The organism is Legionella waltersii (genome assembly GCF_001468085.1).
Classification (GTDB): Bacteria; Pseudomonadota; Gammaproteobacteria; order Legionellales; family Legionellaceae; genus Legionella; species Legionella waltersii.
In genome coordinates, this window is the sequence record NZ_LNZB01000038.1 from 152,425 (window position 1) to 170,841 (window position 18,417).

Genomic DNA, 18,417 nt, shown 5'->3' on the forward strand with positions numbered 1-18,417 from the left:
GGAGCTTGTGAAAATGCCTCTACTAATCATCGATGATTTTGGACTAAGACCATTACGCAACCCACAAGATGAGGATTTTCACGACTTAATCTCGGAACGATATGAGCGTGCATCAACGATCATTACATCCAATCTGGACTTTAGCGAATGGGGTTCTGCATTCCCTAATCGATTACTTGCCGCAGCTACTATCGATAGGTTAAGACATAATGCATACCGGGTTACATTAGATGGTCCAAGTTACAGAGGAGAGAGAGAAACAAAAAAGCGAAAATAATAGGTTATAATTAACTAAAAGTGGACCAGTTTGATAGGTACCGTTTTGACATTTTAGGCGGTCCCATTAGCTGCTGATCGACGGTCCCTTTAGCATGCTGAATGACAATGCGACAGTTCCAGTGATATTATCGGAGATGTTCCCTATTAAATTACGCTGTACTGTTTTGTCAATTTTGTACTCTACAGCCGCTAGTTTATCAGCTGGATTAGCGCCATTGATTTCCTTGATTTTGGTCAAAAAAACAAGCGTTGCTTCATCACCATCATGGCTAGTATTTATTCTCGTCTTCGCAGCCATGGGTTGTATGTTTATAAAAAGAAACTCCACAACCTCTACATTACTATTTAAAAAAGCATCATCCTAGGGATGCGTGTGAGTTTGAGGATAATAAAAAAGGCCTATAGTTTTTGATTAACTTTTCCAGTCTTCATAACAAGTTGGAAGTTGGTTAAGCTCATCCCGGTAAAACCGCCATTTGGGCATGTAGTTGTCCATCAAATTTATAAAATGGTTGTTATGAGATGGCTCTATTAGATGAACCATCTCATGAACAACAATATATTCGAGAAATTCAATTGGCTTCTTTGCTAGCTCGAGATTGATTCTTATAGCGCCTTTTTGAGGCGAGCAACTTCCCCATTTTGTCTTCATCTTACGAACAATGAATGATGAAACTGAAACATTGAGTTTTTTTTCCCACAAAGGTATAAGCTCGGCAAGTTTTAATTTTATTTGCTGCCTGTACCACCTCTCTAAAATCTCTTGTCTCATTTCTCTGCTTGATCCAGGGCGAACTTGTAACTCAATCTGAGAATGGTGCAATTTTACTTTTGGAGAAGAATCCAACTCGCTAACTTTTAGTAAGTAACTCTTGCCATTATAGTAGTGGGTTTCCTTTTCAATATATTCTCTTCGAGTCTCACGCTTTTGTGATTGATATTTATTTTGCTGCTTTCTAATCCAATTTAGTTTAGAAATTACGTACGCTTTAATTGCATCAAGTGGCATCTGGTCTGGAGCAGAAACCCGAACATGTCCAATGGGAGGATTTACACTCAAATGAACATTTTTAATATTCTTCTGAACCACTTCAACATCCATATTGTTTATTATCAAATCCGTCATTTAATATTCTTCCTGTTCAAAGATTATTTTGAATATCCTTTCAACTTCATCCTCATCTTGTACTATTTTCCAAACAGCTGTTTTAATTTCATTTTCTTTAGCTGTATTGTCACGCCAGCCATCACTTTTGCTCACTCTGACAGCAGCATCAATTTGCAGAGCAAGTGATTCATTATTATCAAGGTTATTGTATAAGGCTCTTTTAGCAGGGGTATCCATGCTTGAAGGAGTATTATCTGCCTGACCTGTTGCTACTTTTCTTGCTAGTTCTGCTATTTCTTCTAAATATTTTTTATAAGCAATGGCCTTTTCACGTCTTAGCTTTATTAACTCATCAAGTAGTTTTGACATTCGTTCAAAATAGGCAGGATCGAGCAGATGTTCCCTTGTAATTATACTACGTACATTATTTTCGATGACTTCTGCAACAGCTTCTTTATTTCCCCTAAGCCCTTCAGGAATAGAATCAACCGCCTCATCAATACCTGCTTTGACTATAATATCAATTAAAGGTGTATCGCCAAATGGTGAGATCACAACTGAGTCTTCAGCTTGGATATAACAATCCAAAAGATGGCGCATATCAGCTTCATAAGATTTTAAATCCAATGTTTCATTACTTGCTCTGCGAATCACCTCACGTAGCTTGACATAAAAATCTATGCGCTGTTTAATATGTTGGATTTCATTTTCACTATAACCGGCTTCTTCTAACTGATCAGCAATATTTGCATAAGCTCTAATAAATGAGACTGTTGCCTTATATAAAGCAGATCGGAGCGGTTCACGAGATTTTAAATCTTCGGGTATTTCGGTATTGCCACAAAAATAATGAATATATTCAAGATCGCTTTTAGGAGGTTTAACATCCTCACATAGCATTTCTAGTGCCTCTAAAGAGGTATCAAGCTTTTCTCTACCAACCTTTAGCCGCTCTTTTAATAAGATATCACAGTCTTCAGATTCAAACCCATCATATGCTAACTCAGAGGTATATACGGAAATTGCATTTTCCACTTTTGGAAATAAATCTTTATAATCAACAATATAACCATAATCCTTATCACTACCATCTAATCGATTGACTCGGCATATAGCTTGAAATAAACCATGGTCTTGCATCGATTTGTCAATATAAAGATAAGTACAACTTGGTGCATCAAAGCCTGTCAAAAGTTTATCGACAACAATCAATAATTTCATATTGGCAGGTTCATCTTTAAATAACTTCTTTACAGCATCTTCATAAGTTTCAGTTTTACTTTTACCAGCTCTTGGCTTAACGCTTTCAAGTAACTTTTCATAAGTATTGAAAATGTACTGTTTATCACTTTCTGTATTTGCACCAGTTTCTTCAGTGGTAATGTCTTTGCTTTGTGGATTATAGGAGGTAACAACAGCACATTTTCCTCTCAAACCAGTATTGGGGTTTTGAAACATTTCATAATATCGACAGGCTTCATAGATACTGGAGGCAACTAGAATGGCATTGCCTCGCTCAGAATTCAAACGACGCTTTACACTAAAATCAAAAACGATATCAGCAACTACCTTTTCCATACGAGGGCGACTGCTTAATACATTTTGCATCGTACTCCATTTCTTTTTAAGAGCAGCCTGCTGAAACTCATTTATTCCTTTTGTTTTCACTCTAAACCAATCATCTACCCTTTGTTGAGAGCTCAAGTGTTGATCGATATCTCGCGCTTCATAGATGAGATCTAAAACAACACCATCTTCAACCGCCTCATTAAACTTATAAGTATGAATATATTTACCAAATACTTCTAATGAAGTGGCTTTATCCTTTTTCAATAAAGGTGTTCCAGTAAAACCGATAAATACAGCATTAGGCAATATTGCCTTCATGACACGATGTAGTTTACCGCTTTGTGTTCGATGACATTCATCCACAAAAACAAATACCTCACCAACAGCATGACTAGGTTGAGCCTCTAGTTCTTTAATAAACTTTTCAAAATTATCAACATCACGCTTACCAAACTTATGAATTAACGAACATAACAAGCGAGGGGTTGCTTGCCCCAATTGCTCCATCAAATCTCGACCACTGCTGGTTCGATAGATTTTTTCATTAGCATCGGTAAAAACTGTTTCAATTTGTTTATCTAATTCATCCCGATCAGTTATGATGGCAACCCGAGCATGTGGATTATTCTCTAAAATCCATTTAGCCAAAAGCACCATAACAATACTCTTACCACTACCTTGTGTATGCCAAATAATTCCACCTTCTTTTAGACGAATATGCTCTTGAGCTGCTTTTATTCCAAAATATTGATGCACTCTAGGTAATTTTTTTACCCCGCCATCAAACAGTACAAAGTCATAAATAATTTCAATGAAACGCTGTTTATTACAAATCTTAATTAAATACTTGTCTAGTTTATAACCTTTGTTGTCGGCTTCATCTTCTTTCCATTTAAGAAAATATTTGTCTCTAGTACCAATAGTTCCATATTTTAAACCTTCTGAATCGTTACCAGCAAAGATAAATTGGACTGTTGAGAAGAAGGAGCCGATAAATTCAGGTTTTTGATTCACCAAAGATTGACGAATACCATCACCAATGAAAACCCTACTATTCTTGAGTTCAAGTACTGCTAGCGCAATACCATTAACGTATAAAACGACATCCGGGCGCTTTTCTTTATTACCAAATAACGTGACTTCTTCAGCAACATAGAAATCATTGTTTTCAGGATGCAACCAGTCGATTAGGTGAACGGTATCTGTTGGTAAACCAGCCTCAATTTTTACAGGTACGCCATAACGCAATAACTCATAAACATTTTTATTATTGTGATATAAATTGTGAGCATGGCTATTTGCAGTTGATAGTAATTTATCAAGCGCTTTATTAACATGATCCGTGCTATAGCCTTTTTGTGTTAAATATCGAGTTAGTAAAGACACTTCGATATTGCTGTTATCAGCTTTATCAATCAAATTTCCTAGATAGGTATATCCTAATTTGCCCTTAAATAAGTTTACGACTCGTTGTTGAGTTGCGCGTTCAGGTTTGTTTACCGTTTGACTCATATCAAGCGTATCCTTCCTGTTAATAGATTTTGCATCATGCCTTGTTTGATTTGTTTGGCTTTCAAAAGTTTCTCTTCAAGGTTAGAAATTTCTTTATCCATATCCAAAAGGACTTTCGCTATATCATTCTGTTCTTCTGATTGAGGAATAAAAATTTCTATGTTTTCTATAGTGTTAGCACTTAAACTAGGAACGCCTGATGCCTCATTAAAAGAATACCAATCAATTAAGTTAAACAGATAAAAAATATATTTAGCATTGTTAGGAAAATTTATTTTGCTATAAAAAAGCGTGTCTATTGTCCAAAAAGGTTTATCCATATATTGTGGAATATCAATAGTTCCTTTTCTTCCAATTAAAACAGATGGCTTATCATAGAGATATTGGTTTGCTTTACCAATTACACCTCCAGAAGCTAGAATTGGATATGCTCCATTTTCATCAACAACCTCCTTTTGAGACTTTCCATGGCAAATAGCTAAAATATCCCCTAATTTTTTACACTTCCAACCTTCTTTAAGCATTCCATTCTCATAAGGATTTAGCAGAGTTTGCATAGCACCTTGCTTGATTTGGCGTTTTTTGGCGATTAGTTGAGTAAGGGATTGTATCCATGCATCCGCATCGCTTAAGGCTTTGGCTATGGCTTTTTGTTCATTAATTGATTTAGGAACTGGAATTTGCATATCTGCAATCATGTCTCTACGTACAGAATCGACTGAAGACTTAGCAGTCATTTGTGAAATTCTATTATAAAAATTATTACTAAAATAAAGGAAAAAATAATAACCATCTAATGAGTTAGAAAAATTACTCATTTTATAAACGCGCTGATGAAAATCAAATTTACCATTTATATAATGATAAATTTTACCAGTACCAACCCCATCACCTGCCGTTAGAACTGCTTCTCCATCAAATGAGTAACTATTTATTCTCTCAATAGTTTGGGAACGAACAAAAAAAGGGAAATTACCATTATCTATTCGGTCTTGAGTATTTTTATCTCCAGTAGTTATGGAACAGTGATTTTTAACATAATCAATGTCCCAATCCTTAGGCAATAAACCTAACTCGGTAATTTTGTAATCTTCTTTCAATTCCATACAAACCCCATCTTTTCAAGATGTTGATTCACGGCTTGCTCTAATTCATTAATTTGCCTCTTTAAGTTTGGCAATGTCAATTCATAACGCTCGGTTAACTCTCTGATCCTTTGTGTTAGTAACTGGCTAATACGATCCATTTCAGAATGGATATCGTTTTCGATATTTGATAACCATTTATCTGCAATAACCAATTCCTTAATTTGCGCTTCAGACAAGTTAGGATAAAAATCTGATAACAACGCATCCAACTCAGCATCAGCTTCTTTAATGGATTTTTTTAAACTTGATTCTTGTGCTAAAAGTTCCAGATATTGGTTTAAGATATTTTGCTCTTCCAAAGTATTAGTTTCAGATTTCAATTCTTTCAGTTTGGCTGTAACAGTACTTTTATTAATTTTGTCTAAATCTGAAAAAACTCCATCATCAACATTATGCTCTTCTTCCATTTCTGTTTTTTGGGCCTGTACTTTTTCTAATTTAGCATTTAGCTCATTAATCACTTGTTGCTGCTTTTGAAAATAACGCTCAATAACCAAATTTTTAGGCACTAAATCACAAGTCCATCCTTTATAAACTTTCTTTCCTTTATTGTTTTTTTCTATAATTCGATAAGTAGACGCTTTCCAGCCATCAGCAGCTATTAGATAGCAATCATCCTGCATGACTTCATACCAGTAGTTCATCAAATGTTGATACACGTTGTATTGGTTGATAAGAGGTTTACCGATATAGGTATTTAGCAATGATTCGCTGATTTGATAGATAAGCTCTTTTGGATGAAAATCTTTTTCTAGAGCACTCAAAATCAAAGTTGTTTTTTTCTTCCAGCCATCAAACACATTATCCATCTCATCCATATATTGAGTAAATTCACTATGATGATAGATAGTGTCTTTAATCTCTGCCTTATCAACATTGATCGTATAGTATATATCGCTTCGCGTAGCCTTCCTGAATAGAGTGTTTTTTAAGTTGGGGAAGATTTGCCAATAGTCTTCTAAAGCATCAATATCGGTTTTTGGTATATCACCTATTAAATGAGCTTCTATATCTTGTATGTCTTCAGGCTCACTACTGTCGATATAGCGGGGGATATTGAGATTAAAGTCATTCTTTTCAATTTCTTCAACTGCTACCAATCGGCTGTAACCATCAATTTCTAACTGTTTGGTAAATGCATCCACAATTTTATGAATATCCATTTCTCTCAGGCGATTTTTATTTCCATCTTTAATAAATCCTTTGCCCGCATCTATCATAAAAATGTTTTTACGATCAACTGAGCTCTCTTTATCAATAATAATGATGCATGCAGGAATACCCGTACCATAGAACAAGTTAGCTGGAAGACCTACTATGCCTTTAATTAAACCTTTACGAACCAAAGCCTCCCGAATATCAGCTTCGGCATTACCACGAAATAAAACTCCATGTGGTAAAATGCACGCGCCTTTACCTCTACTTTTTAAAGAGCGGATAATGTGTAACAGATAAGCATAGTCACCATTTTTTGCTGGTGGTACCCCATCATCGAATCGCTTATAAGGATCATTTTCTGTATCTAGCCCACTGCTCCAACGTTTATCACTGAATGGTGGATTGGCAACCACATAATCAAAGGTTTTTAATCCATCACCATCTTTAAATAAGGGATTGGCCAAGGTATTCTCACGCTTTATCTCTGCTGTGGGATTATCATGAAGAATCATATTCATGCGCGCTAAACCAGCGGTTGTTGCATCTTTTTCCTGACCATAAAGAGATACCTTTGTTGGCGCATGATCAGCCACTTTCAATAATAATGATCCTGAACCACAAGTTGGGTCATATACAGTAGTTGTTGCAGATGTTTGATCTTTATCAATACCTATTATTTTGGCCATTACACGACTGACTTCTGAAGGCGTATAGAATTGGCCCTTACTTTTTCCACTTTCAGTTGCAAAATGGCGCATGAGATACTCATAAGCATCCCCAAGAATATCATCTCCATCAGCACGGTTTTTACTGAAATTAAGCTCTGGTTTTTCAAAAATGGCTATCAGATTTGTAAGTTTTTCTACCATTTCCTTACCACTGCCTAATTTTTCAGGGTCATTAAAATTAGGCATGCCCGTTAATTTATTGGCATTTTCAAGGGGGGCAATGATTTTCTTATTGATATCATCTCCAATGGTCGGCTTTCCCTTTAACTCTACCATATCCTGAAAACTTGCCCCTTCGGGAATGATAATTGGCGCATAGGGCTTACCAGCATACTTATCGCTGATGTACTTGATAAATAATAATACCAATACATAATCTTTATATTGGCTAGCATCCATCCCACCTCTAAGCTCATCACAACTTGCCCAAAGTGATGAGTATAATTCTGATTTTTTTATCGCCATTAGGATCATTACCTCTGTATTTTTTATTTAAATAAAAATTTTTTAAAATCATTCTGATAAGCACAACTAATGTTATCTGCTGTTGATTGAATTATATTAATAGTTTTGCTTTTATCTTTACGTGAATTGGAGTTCAGTGCAGCATTTCGCTCGTTTTGAATATTTTCAAATTCAAAAGACAATGATGTCATCATCCCTTTGTAATTTAAGTATCGTATTGTTTTCCCAGGTAACATTTGAGTATATTCAGATAAAATATCTGGTATGCCAAGCATATTGAGGTTATCCCTGTCAAAACCAAAACCGATGAAAATTATCTCTTCAGCCCACTGTATCGCCTCTTTATGTTTAGCGATTATTTGATCTCTTTCAGTGGGGTTGTTTCTTTCGTCATACATGGTTTTTATGTTGTTGTACTGCTCAAAACTAAAAATGAATCGTTTAAAGTTTTGTATCAACTTTAGCGAGGTTAAAGACGGAGATGACGATTGTTGGGTTGTACCACCCGCCCATGAAATCTGAATATTTGGAAGTTTATTATCTTCACTTATATCTATATATTTTCCATATTGGTCCGAATTAATAAGTGAATACAATTGACCATAAACATGCTCAATATCCAATTCATTGAGAAAGCTATCTGCCGGGGAGTCGGATTTATCATCCCTTTTTACAAAATTCTCAATCTTTTTAAGCCTTGAATGAAGAAAATAATCGAGGCTAACATCGTAATTAAAAGTAATAAATTTAACTTTATTTTCGCTTAGCTTTTCAGGGCTGTCCGCACATTCAGAAACCAAATCATTTAACAAAAGGGAATACCAATTGTCTTCGCTTTGATTAATATTAAATTTTAAGGGATTCTCTCTTTTTAATAGAGAATACAGAATCATCATTTTACCCGCCAGAGCATATGAGGGGTTGTCCCTTAAAAATGCATCAATGGATACGGGGTCTAATATTTCTAATGCATTTTTTAACTCAGCGAATATATCTACTTGGCTTATTTTTGTTTTAAAAAAGAACTTGTGTGCATAGTTTGCGGGATTACTTTTAGATATATAATAAATCCTAAAAAGACCATCATCACTGCACTGTTCATAATGCCCTTGTTCACTTTTATCTGCATATACTGCTATCTGCTCAAGTTCTTCAATACACAAACTAAAATCATATAACACATTACGCTTTTTATCATTATCATTCCAATATGGAGTAGGTTTCTTTGATTGATATTTAGGTATAAAAATATAATCTTCCATATCTTCAATGATGTTATATATAAGCCGTTTACCAATTGGATAGCCATAAGGTGCACTAGCGCCAGCACCAAGAATAAACAGCGTTTTTGTATTAAACATAATTTTCAATCCAATTTATCAAAGTGCTTCCCTGTCTCAACGTTTTCACCCCTCGGATCATCTGTTAAGCAAAGCAACCAAGCCCCTGCAACTTTTAACTCCCTAGACAAAGTTTTAGTCTCTTCTGGGCCAGGACTCCGTGTACCCTGCTCCCAATTCCCAATCCTGGCAGCCCCTAATCCTGTCCTTTCAGCCAAAATTTTAATGGTCAATCCATTCGCCTTTCTAGCTTGCGTAATCCTACTGCCAATAATTTTTTTCATATTCATTTAAGTTCATTTGCTATCAAACGGAAATACCCCATTGACTCTAAAAAGTGCCTATTTACAATGGGTTACCAACAACACGTTTCGTGTTATTGATTGATACTAATTGAAATCATTTGATAGTGCAAGTGCTGCTTTTAGCAGTTTTTTGAAGGATGAAATTTATAAATGGGATTTTTATTTGTTAATACCGATGAATTATCCGCACTGATGGGATTGCCTTATATTCAACAATCAGCCTATTTGCTTGGGATTCGTCCATATATGGATCGCAATACCTTTCTAGTAGGCGTTAAGCGTAAAATAAGCTATCAGCAGCTTGCTGAAGCACTCTATGTTGAACCCCACCAAGGTTTTGAACATTCAGGTAGCCCTAGTCGTCCGCAATTACGTCGTATCATCTATGCGCTTGAACGCGCTGGGTTAGTGGAGATCAAATCTATTGGTAAACAACTCATTTTAAAATGCTTATTAGCTAATTCGGATTTATCTGCTCAAAATAAACCCGACACAAACCCGACACATCAACCCAGCACAAACCAGAACGATAAAAATAATATTAAATCATCAAGTTACGACAAAAAATATCAAAAACTCAGCACAGGGCAAAACACAAAACCCGACACACCTCATAACTCCAAAGATCTTTTTATTTTTTTACAGCAGCAATTTGAAAATTTTTGGTCTCTTTATCCTTTAAAACAAGACCGAACTAAAGCATGGCGTGAATTTGCTTCTTTAAAACCTGATGCACAGTTGGTTGAACAAATCCTAACAGCCCTGCAAGCCCAAATTAATAATCGTGAAGAAATGGAGTTCATCGGAGAGTGGCTACCAAACTGGAAATACCCAGCCACTTGGCTTGCACGTAAATGTTGGAACGATGAATTACTTACCTTAAAAACTCAAGAGGAGCAGCAGAATGAAGCCAATAAAGCACGTTCTCGAAAGAAATCAGCAACAGATATCCTTACTGAATCCTGCAAAGATGCAAACTTCGATTTCGACTTTGATGAACCCTCAGAGTCAGGAAGCAATGTCCTCTCATTCGACAACACCAGAGTACGATAAGAGAATGGATACACTGTTTATGCGTCTTGCAGCAATTTACGGCTATCTATGGGTCTCAACTTACAGCAACACTAATTTTCTTGAAGTTTCAAAGCGTGAATGGTCAGAAGGCTTGAAAGAATTTGACAATCAAGTACTGAAACTTGCTTTGGAACAAATGAAGAAGAAATTGGCTGTTCCTCCTTGTTTGCCGATATTTTATGAATACTGCACCAACATCCAAAAAGGCAACCAAGCACGTCAAGAAGCGCTCAAACAAAAAACTGAACCGCATGTCCCTACCGATCCCAAAATCGTCCAACTTCATATTAACCAAATGAAAAACTACCTCTTCAAAGAAATTAAGGAAAAAACATCATGCTAATTCTAATCCGCCGTATGGGCGAAGAAATTTACATAGATAAAGGCAAAATCAAAGTCCTTCTGATCTCTGAAAATGAAGGACTAATCAAATTAGGTATAGATGCTCCCAAACATGTTGACGTTGAACGTAAAGAGGTCTTTATCCAAAAAGCAATGGAACAACATGCCCTGGCTCAAAAACTACGGGATAAATCCACAGAGCCAGGAGACAGTAATGCTTAGAAAATATCTACTTTGCGGTTTTGTTTTATGTAGCCTCAATGCTAAGGCAGCTAATATAACGCAAGTCGGTCGCTATGCCACTGTCAACAACAAACCTTTGGCAGCCCAGATTAATCCCTTGAAAACCGTTCAACAGATTCATTTTCCTGCATCCATACAAACCATTGGGGAAGCAGTTAATTACTGGCTTCGTTATTCAGGGTATCACCTTGCTCCCAAAGAAAAACAAAGCGAAAGCCTACAACAAGTATTTCAACAACCACTACCGCAGGTTAGCCGAAATTTAGGTCCTTTAACAATTAACGAAGGACTGACGGTATTGGTCGGCCAGCATCTATTCAATCTCAAGCAGGATGACCTGTTAAGAGATGTCAATTTTAGCCTGATAGCAAGGAGAGCAGAATGAAAAAGTATATGGATGCCAAATGGCTTAGTCTTCTTTTGTTAAATGGATTGTTGATTGTATTCGTTTGTTTAAAAAGCCAGCCCTCTGTTGAGAGCAATAAATTTAATACGCTAGATGAGCGTTTAACCACTATACAAAAACAACTCAACCAACCTGTTGAACAACTAGATCTATCACCTATTACTCAAAACATAAAACAATTAGGAGATTTCGTTCAGCAACTACAAAACAAAGACGATCATCAATTAGGTGAAATATTTACCACTGAACAAATTGCCATTAAGAAACAGCTCGAAGGAATTACTGATTTATTGCGTCATCTGGATGATAAAAAACAGCCTGTCAAAATGCTTCCAGCAAACCAATTACCCTTTAAAGTCTTGAGCATAGACAGTATTCAAGAAGTTCCTGTTGCCTCTGTTTCCTACCACTATAAAACCCAAGCATTGGAAAAAGGTGATTCTTTTGCCGGATGGACTGTCTTTGCAATCGACTTTGCCAAGCAAACCATAGAGTTTGAAAATCCCGACAAAGTACATGCGCTGGTTCGTCTGAATCAACAAGAGGTGAGCCATGCTTAAGTTGTCCACACTAACAATTGGGCTACTCTTGGGACAACAGGCAATTGCCGGTTTATATATCCCAGGCATTGCCACTCCACCTATGCAAAGTGCTGATAATGCGTTGACGAAAGCGGGGCTGGCTGAATTTCATGATGAAGTTATCGCCGATAAAGATTTTCAACTTAACGACTTACAAAAACAGGAGGCAAAAGCCTGGGGATTAAGTGAGGCAGAAGAAAAACGCTATCTGCAACTAATGCAAAGCAGAAGCAGTATTTACTACAAAGACCTCCGTATGACACCTGTTGATATTCTTGGACTAAATGCCAGGAATGATGTGGAACGAGCGCACTTCGCCGAACTTGCTGCCCTTCAAGAAGCCCAAAAGGTCGCGCAAAACATAGCCTGGAACAATGCCTTTTACAAAGCCTATAACCAGTTATTTAAAGATGTGCCTGTAGTCGGTGATTTTGATCCATCTCCTTACTCTCCCTATGCACATCAACCCATTCAATTAAAAGAAAGTGAAACGCTCTATTTCTTTATAAGACCCGATGACGCTGTAACCACCATTTTACTGCAATTGGTCGATGCTATTAGCCGTACTCCAAACACCAAACTCAATCTTCTTTTACTGGATATGGATAATAACGCCATCCAACTTTGGGCTAACAGACATCAAATCCCTATCTATTTGGTGACCAATCAACAAATTACTTTAAACCCAGGTAACCAACAATATGAAGGCTTAAAGCTAGATAGGAAACAAACACCCCTGCTCTTACTGGCCAAAGGCAAAACTTCGCAAGTCGTCGATTTAGGGAGATTTTAATGATCAGGATTTTGCTCTTGCTGTTAGTCACTTTCAATGTTCATAGCATGAATGTGATTCCTTTAACGCTGTCACAAAGTGATGCGTCATTAAGACTTAATCTGTCTAGCCCAATTGGTGTACCAGCTAAGAGCAAAGCAACTTTTGGCAAAGTGAGTCGCAAAAAATTGGATACCAATTTGTTAACCATGGCCTTATTTGTAATAGGTGCGGATAGAGAATCCATCAAATGGTTAGAACAAAATCAAGAGCAATTAAAATCCATACAAGCCACAGGGTTCATCACCAATGTGAATGACTTTGAAACCATTGCAGCTCTGCAAGAAAAGTTTAAATTGCCGCTACTACCCGTCAATGTTGATCCTCTGTTGAATTACATTCATGTACAGCATTACCCCTTAATTATTGCTGAGGGGGCTGTATGGCAATAAAACAATATTCCAGACAAATGACCTTGCAATTAACATTGGTTCTCTTTCTAGGTTGGTTAGCGTTGATTATCTGGGCTGTAAGCCAATGGCTACTTCATGGCTATCCATTTGCCTTTGATAAGGTCAATGTCCTTGTAAATACTCAACGAGAAGCCATCACCCCTGTTTATCAAGGTTCACTTTTGGCAGCTCTACCTTTAGATGCCAAACCTAGCTGGACGCTGACCATTCCCTATTTAAATAAATTAGCAATTAATGAATTTGCAGCAGACTTACTTGAAAAATCGCAACAGTTTTTCCAGCTGGTTTTATTAAGCAGTCAATGCCTGCTTATTAAACTCCTCATTTTATTTGCTGCTATGCCTTTGTTTGCCCTGACCATGGTTGCAGGTCTGGTTGATGGTCTTAACCAAAGAGCCGTACGCACCGCTTGTTTAGGCCGAGAATCTTCTTATGTGTTCCACAGACTTAACCACTTTTTAAAAAAGGGACTGGTGATTTTACTCATGCTCTGGCTTGCCCTGCCTGTCAGCATCACCCCAGCTTATGTCTTTGTACCTATCAGTTTATTGATGGGATTAATGGTAGCCATGACGGCTAGTCGCTTTAAGAAGTATTTATAAGGAGTAACCATGAAACGATTGCTTTGTTTGACCTTAATGATGATAAGCCTGCACAGCTGGGCGAATAACCCTGATTTAAATGAAACCCTGGTGCGCATCATTAACCAGATTAACGCCATCATGCCCCTGCTTGAGGAAGCACAAACGCAGATAACACCCAATGCTCGTATCCAATTACAAATTGAAGGATTTGAAGATATTAAAGACCAACATCATGCAGGCCTTAGAGAAGATTTACTGAATATTCGCAATGGCCTGATTGACTACATCAATCAACCCATCATTGCACCACGCAAGATCAAAGCCTTGGAAATGGATTTTGTGAGGAAACCCTAATGAGTAAAGACGAGATAGCCAGGATGTTTGCCACTTCCTTTAAACAAGCAAGCAATAACATATCGGCACAAGTCTTTTCCGGCAGTATCCGCTTTATTGCCATAGCCCTGGTGATATTAGCGGTGATGTGGTCTGTCAACCACATGATGGATGCAGAGGAAAAACAACAACATGGATACCTACTGCGTCTGGGTTCTCGGCTCATTAGATTAGTGATTGGTCTGATGATCTTCATTCTGGTTTTATTTGTTAAGGAGACAACATGAAAACAATGCTTCGCTCTATCTATTTTGGAGCCATCAATCTCTTTTATGCCCCTGTGCTATTGGCAGATAATTGGTTCCCTAAAATTTCCGATGCGGACAACATCGGAGATGGCTCTAAAAGCATGATGTCAGTAACAGGAAATTACGTTAAGCAAGGTCTGGGTTTATTGCTCTTCATTACCGCTGTCGTGACCTTTATTAAATTCATTACCACGGTACAACATGGTATTGAAGAATCCAAAAAGAACGAAGGCTCTATGGTGGCCTTTGGTACTTTCGCCGTAATGGGCATCACCTATTTAGCCATTAGCATTGCTTCTGGTTATGTGGGTTACACCATGATTACCAAGTTCAAAATATAGGAGGTGAAACTATGAGTCAGCCTTCTTCGCGCCATCTTTCACATGACTTCCCAGCCTGGAAAGGCTTAAGTCTGCGTGAATTGTTCTGGATTGTGATCACCACCACCCCAGCAACTACACTGTTCTTCGTTCTTTTAGGAGTAATGGTTGGGTTTCCGCTGGCCTCTGGCTGCATAGGTTTTGTGATTGGATTCATTCTATCAATTACTGTGTGGCCTAAAGGTGTTTCCAGCATCAAAGCAGGCAAACCTTACGGATATGTGATGAAGAAAACGATTCTGTGGATGGTGCGATTAAGGCTCAAACATTCACCCTGGATTCATTACCAGGGAACTTGGCAAAAAAATAAATCTGTTGGAGAGCCGCATGTTTAACTACTGGAAAAAAATCGACAGCCTACAACACCACAATCGTTTACTACTGGCTTTTGTCGGCGTGTTATCAATCATCGTTTTGGCATTAATTATTAACCTGATGACCATGCCCAAACGCTATGAATTCTGGCTTAGTCCTAATATGGCCGCTAGTGGTGGTTTAATGAGAGTAAGTGAAATACCGAACGAATACGTGCAAGGATATGTGACTTCCTTAATGCCCACACTCTACAGCTGGTCTAATAAGGGCAAAGAAGAATTCAACCAAAACATTAAAGCTTTTCATTATTACTTCACCCCACGGCATGAGCAGTTACTTCGTGAAACCCTGGCAGCTTATAAAAACGCTCAACTCTTTGACCGCACTCAAGTAGCAAGTCTCTATCGCTTTATGGAACCGCAAGACATTAAAAAAATTGGTCCTGATACCTGGGAAGTCAAACTGATACTACGCATTACGCAAAGACTCAAAGATAACTCTGCCATGGTCATTGCTGACAAAGTAGTGGCTTATCACCTTCGCGTGGTCAAGCTCAATCTGTCGCGTCTGCATAACCCCTTTCAATTAGCCCTGGATGGCTATACCCGTCCTGAAGAACGCTTACAAGATTTACTGGTCGACACGGAGGAACACCATGAAACTCATTAAAATTAGCTTATTCACTCTGGGCTTTATCGTAATGCACCTAAGCTATGCCTTGCAAAGTGAACATCTGGTTTGGGAAAAAGTCCCTTTAACGATTGAATTACCTATTAATAAAGAAAGGCTAGTTCAGTTTCCCCAGGCCATTAAGGTGATTGATCAACAACTCAGCGCCAATCTTGATATTCTGAAAGTCAAAGGAAGCCTCTATCTTAAAGCCAAAGAATCATTCAAAGATTCTCGCTTGATTGTCCAGCTAATGCCTGAAGGTGAGGTAATTATTCTTAACCTTAACGCCAATGAAAAAGCAATCAATACAATACCAATTGAGATTCTGATTGATGATCCTAAAACTACCCACAATGCAGGAGCCAGTCAGTACGAATATAATGCCATTCAATTAACACGTTTTGCCATTCAAGCCTTGTATTCGCCTGAACGAGTCAGAGAAATTCCAGAGGGAATTTACCGTTCACCCATGCAAACCAATAAAACCATCTCTTTGTTTTATGGAGCAAGTATTGAAGCTCATCCCCTGGCTTCATGGCGTGGCGGCAATCTTTATGTTACCGCAGTGGATTTAAAAAATTTGCTGAATCAACCTGCAAAGCTGCAATTCACCAAACTAATGGGGCATTGGCAAACCGCCAGCTTTTATCCTAAAAGCGAACTGCCACCACGCAATCAACATGAAAGCACTACTGTCTTTTTAATCTCTGATCAGCCTTTTGCAACAGCACTCACCCAACACACGAGGTACAGCCGATGAATAAAAACAGTGGGATTAAAATTCTGGCAGGCTCGGTGGTTTTTGCGGTCATTATGATCATTATCAATAGCCGCCATAGCGCACCTGTTAGCGACAATACACCTAACCCTAATAATTTTGGCGAAGCTATAGCAAGCCAATTCAATGACAACATTCGAGATGTTTCCGCACGATTATTAGAAACAGAAAAGAAATTAGCGCAAATGCACAAAGAAAATAAATCGCTACAAAAACAATTAAAACAACCCAAACAAGAAACAAGTTTTGCACTGCAAGATGAACTGAACGCATTAAAGGAAAAATTTGCGTCACTCACTGAACACCAAACGCAATCTTACCCCATGGAAGGCAATCAAGCTCCTGTATCTGGTCAAATTAAAGATCTAGATACCTTGTTGGATAAAGCTCCGACAGAAAGCAAAATTTTCACCGAACATGCCACAACGACCAAGGAAGAAGCACTTACTAAAACGCCCTTTTATACCATTCCAGCTGGCAGTGATTTCAGCAAAATCACGCTGTTATCAGCTTTAATCGGTGAAGTGCCTATTGAAGGTAAACTCATGCAGCCTTTATTTCCCTTCACAGCAATGGTAAGTCGAGGGGATTTAATGTCAGCCAATGGAATGCAATTACCCGAAGAAATCACTGGTATGAAAATCAGCGGTTATTCGATTGGCGTTGGTTCCTTTCTCGATAACATCAGTTGTGTTCGTGCCTATGTCACCTCAGCCTTATTTGTCTTTGAAGATGGGCATTTTGTGAGTGTCGGCCAAGAACAAATGAAAAGCTCCGCGGAACTGGTGAATAACGACAGCATTGGTTATTTGACTACCCAATTCGGCAACCCATGCATCAAAGGACAATACATCACAAATGCCCCCAGAGTATTAACTGCCTTCATGGCAGCTGGCGGCATTCAAGGTGCAGGAAATGCTCTGTCTAAATGGCAAATGAGTTATCAAGCTGAGGGCGGTTCTGCCATTGCCACGCCTACAGGCGATTTAGCACACTTTGCCGCGGGAGGGGCAATCAACGAAGGCAGTCAAAAGATTACTGACTGGATTGAGAAAAGAATCCAGGGCAGCTTCGATATGGTCTTTGTTCCTGCCAGTATCCGCAGCCATTCAGGATTTATCCCTAATCAACTTAGTTTACATTTCAGCCAAACCATAGCCATTGATAAAGAACACCAAGGGAGGGTATTAGATTATGGTTACCATCAACAAAAAAACTTTGATAATGCTTTGCGCTAGCCTGGCGTTAAGCGCTTGTTCCACTGCCAGGATGTCGCAAAACGCCATTCCTGAACAGGGTTTAACGGTGAGCCAGTTGTATCAGCAAAGCCTGCAACAACCCATACAAAAACCTGTTTACCAGCAGACGCGTTTTGATGATTCAGGTGAAGAATTTAAGCAACTGCCTAACCCTGAAGTGCCTATCCATGTTTTCGCACATGTGGCGCAATTGGGTGATGAACAAATCATCAAACCTGCCTACACGACACGCTTTTTCCTTTACAAGCAAAACCAGTATGCCTTGGCATCAGAACTGTATTAAGG

General features: G+C 38.1%; 24 protein-coding genes. 17 read left to right on the forward strand and 7 right to left on the reverse strand.

Annotation, left to right across the window (positions count from 1 at the left end; translation table 11 throughout):
• The coding region (locus tag Lwal_RS08335) for an ATP-binding protein (protein ID WP_162264098.1) at positions 1-277 on the forward strand (277 nt) is incomplete at its 5' end.
• Between the two features lie 66 nt (positions 278-343).
• Here Lwal_RS08335 and Lwal_RS18200 read toward each other — a convergent pair.
• The 7 genes from Lwal_RS18200 to Lwal_RS08370 all read right to left on the reverse strand — a co-directional run bounded on the left by Lwal_RS18200 (position 344) and on the right by Lwal_RS08370 (position 9,597).
• A complete protein-coding gene (locus Lwal_RS18200) occupies positions 344-577 on the reverse strand; it encodes a hypothetical protein (RefSeq protein WP_058480358.1) in 234 nt (77 codons plus the stop codon).
• A 114-nt stretch (positions 578-691) separates the two neighbouring features.
• Complete coding sequence (locus Lwal_RS08345) at positions 692-1,405, reverse strand: M48 family metallopeptidase (protein WP_058480359.1); 714 nt, start codon at positions 1,403-1,405, stop codon at positions 692-694.
• On the reverse strand, positions 1,406-4,468 hold the full coding sequence (locus tag Lwal_RS08350) for a type I restriction endonuclease subunit R (RefSeq protein WP_058480360.1): 3,063 nt from the start codon (positions 4,466-4,468) through the stop codon (positions 1,406-1,408). It lies immediately after the preceding gene.
• Positions 4,465-5,574 (reverse strand): restriction endonuclease subunit S, encoded by a 1,110-nt coding sequence (locus Lwal_RS16785; protein ID WP_065235660.1) that lies wholly within the window; start codon positions 5,572-5,574, stop codon positions 4,465-4,467. Before Lwal_RS16785 ends, Lwal_RS08350 begins: the two co-directional genes overlap by 4 nt.
• Complete coding sequence (locus tag Lwal_RS08360) at positions 5,565-7,967, reverse strand: type I restriction-modification system subunit M (RefSeq protein ID WP_058480361.1); 2,403 nt, start codon at positions 7,965-7,967, stop codon at positions 5,565-5,567. Before Lwal_RS08360 ends, Lwal_RS16785 begins: the two co-directional genes overlap by 10 nt.
• Positions 7,968-7,990: 23 nt before the next feature.
• On the reverse strand, positions 7,991-9,328 hold the full coding sequence (locus Lwal_RS08365; protein WP_058480362.1) for a hypothetical protein: 1,338 nt from the start codon (positions 9,326-9,328) through the stop codon (positions 7,991-7,993).
• A gap of 5 nt (positions 9,329-9,333) precedes the next feature.
• Complete coding sequence (locus Lwal_RS08370; RefSeq protein ID WP_058480363.1) at positions 9,334-9,597, reverse strand: helix-turn-helix domain-containing protein; 264 nt, start codon at positions 9,595-9,597, stop codon at positions 9,334-9,336.
• 165 nt (positions 9,598-9,762) lie between these two features.
• Between Lwal_RS08370 and Lwal_RS08375 the strand changes: the two genes are divergently transcribed.
• The 16 genes from Lwal_RS08375 to Lwal_RS08450 are packed head-to-tail and all read left to right on the forward strand — an operon-like array spanning position 9,763 to position 18,415.
• The gene (locus Lwal_RS08375; RefSeq protein ID WP_058480364.1) at positions 9,763-10,665 is read left to right on the forward strand and encodes a hypothetical protein; all 903 of its coding nucleotides are present in this window, start codon (positions 9,763-9,765) and stop codon (positions 10,663-10,665) included.
• Positions 10,666-10,669: 4 nt separating this feature from the next.
• The gene (locus Lwal_RS08380; protein WP_058480365.1) at positions 10,670-11,029 is read left to right on the forward strand and encodes a hypothetical protein; all 360 of its coding nucleotides are present in this window, start codon (positions 10,670-10,672) and stop codon (positions 11,027-11,029) included.
• The gene (locus tag Lwal_RS08385; RefSeq protein ID WP_058480366.1) at positions 11,023-11,250 is read left to right on the forward strand and encodes a carbon storage regulator; all 228 of its coding nucleotides are present in this window, start codon (positions 11,023-11,025) and stop codon (positions 11,248-11,250) included. Before Lwal_RS08380 ends, Lwal_RS08385 begins: the two co-directional genes overlap by 7 nt.
• Entirely contained in the window at positions 11,243-11,656 is a 414-nt protein-coding gene (gene pilL2 / locus Lwal_RS08390; RefSeq protein WP_058480367.1) for a PFGI-1 class ICE element type IV pilus protein PilL2, read from the forward strand. The genes Lwal_RS08385 and pilL2 overlap by 8 nt, the downstream gene beginning before the upstream one ends.
• Positions 11,653-12,237, forward strand: a complete 585-nt coding sequence (locus Lwal_RS08395) for a hypothetical protein (protein ID WP_058480368.1) — start codon at positions 11,653-11,655, stop codon at positions 12,235-12,237. The genes pilL2 and Lwal_RS08395 overlap by 4 nt, the downstream gene beginning before the upstream one ends.
• Entirely contained in the window at positions 12,230-13,051 is an 822-nt protein-coding gene (locus Lwal_RS08400; RefSeq protein WP_027270694.1) for a TIGR03759 family integrating conjugative element protein, read from the forward strand. The genes Lwal_RS08395 and Lwal_RS08400 overlap by 8 nt, the downstream gene beginning before the upstream one ends.
• Entirely contained in the window at positions 13,051-13,482 is a 432-nt protein-coding gene (locus Lwal_RS08405) for a PFL_4695 family integrating conjugative element protein (RefSeq protein WP_027270693.1), read from the forward strand. The genes Lwal_RS08400 and Lwal_RS08405 overlap by 1 nt, the downstream gene beginning before the upstream one ends.
• Positions 13,473-14,105, forward strand: coding sequence for a TIGR03747 family integrating conjugative element membrane protein (locus tag Lwal_RS08410; protein ID WP_027270692.1), 633 nt, complete (start codon positions 13,473-13,475; stop codon positions 14,103-14,105). Before Lwal_RS08405 ends, Lwal_RS08410 begins: the two co-directional genes overlap by 10 nt.
• Positions 14,106-14,114: 9 nt before the next feature.
• The gene (locus Lwal_RS08415) at positions 14,115-14,441 is read left to right on the forward strand and encodes an RAQPRD family integrative conjugative element protein (protein WP_058480369.1); all 327 of its coding nucleotides are present in this window, start codon (positions 14,115-14,117) and stop codon (positions 14,439-14,441) included.
• Positions 14,441-14,707 carry a hypothetical protein gene (locus Lwal_RS08420; RefSeq protein ID WP_027270690.1) on the forward strand — a complete coding sequence of 89 codons (267 nt, stop codon included), beginning with the start codon at positions 14,441-14,443 and terminating at the stop codon, positions 14,705-14,707. Before Lwal_RS08415 ends, Lwal_RS08420 begins: the two co-directional genes overlap by 1 nt.
• A complete protein-coding gene (locus tag Lwal_RS08425) occupies positions 14,704-15,069 on the forward strand; it encodes a hypothetical protein (protein WP_027270689.1) in 366 nt (121 codons plus the stop codon). The genes Lwal_RS08420 and Lwal_RS08425 overlap by 4 nt, the downstream gene beginning before the upstream one ends.
• An 11-nt stretch (positions 15,070-15,080) precedes the next feature.
• Positions 15,081-15,443, forward strand: a complete 363-nt coding sequence (locus Lwal_RS08430) for a TIGR03750 family conjugal transfer protein (protein WP_027270688.1) — start codon at positions 15,081-15,083, stop codon at positions 15,441-15,443.
• Positions 15,436-16,092 carry a DUF2895 family protein gene (locus Lwal_RS08435; RefSeq protein ID WP_058480370.1) on the forward strand — a complete coding sequence of 219 codons (657 nt, stop codon included), beginning with the start codon at positions 15,436-15,438 and terminating at the stop codon, positions 16,090-16,092. The genes Lwal_RS08430 and Lwal_RS08435 overlap by 8 nt, the downstream gene beginning before the upstream one ends.
• Positions 16,079-16,855, forward strand: a complete 777-nt coding sequence (locus Lwal_RS08440) for a TIGR03749 family integrating conjugative element protein (protein ID WP_058480371.1) — start codon at positions 16,079-16,081, stop codon at positions 16,853-16,855. The genes Lwal_RS08435 and Lwal_RS08440 overlap by 14 nt, the downstream gene beginning before the upstream one ends.
• Positions 16,852-18,111 carry a TIGR03752 family integrating conjugative element protein gene (locus tag Lwal_RS08445; protein ID WP_058480372.1) on the forward strand — a complete coding sequence of 420 codons (1,260 nt, stop codon included), beginning with the start codon at positions 16,852-16,854 and terminating at the stop codon, positions 18,109-18,111. Before Lwal_RS08440 ends, Lwal_RS08445 begins: the two co-directional genes overlap by 4 nt.
• On the forward strand, positions 18,068-18,415 hold the full coding sequence (locus Lwal_RS08450; RefSeq protein ID WP_058480373.1) for a hypothetical protein: 348 nt from the start codon (positions 18,068-18,070) through the stop codon (positions 18,413-18,415). Before Lwal_RS08445 ends, Lwal_RS08450 begins: the two co-directional genes overlap by 44 nt.
• The last annotated feature ends 2 nt before the right edge of the window (positions 18,416-18,417 follow it).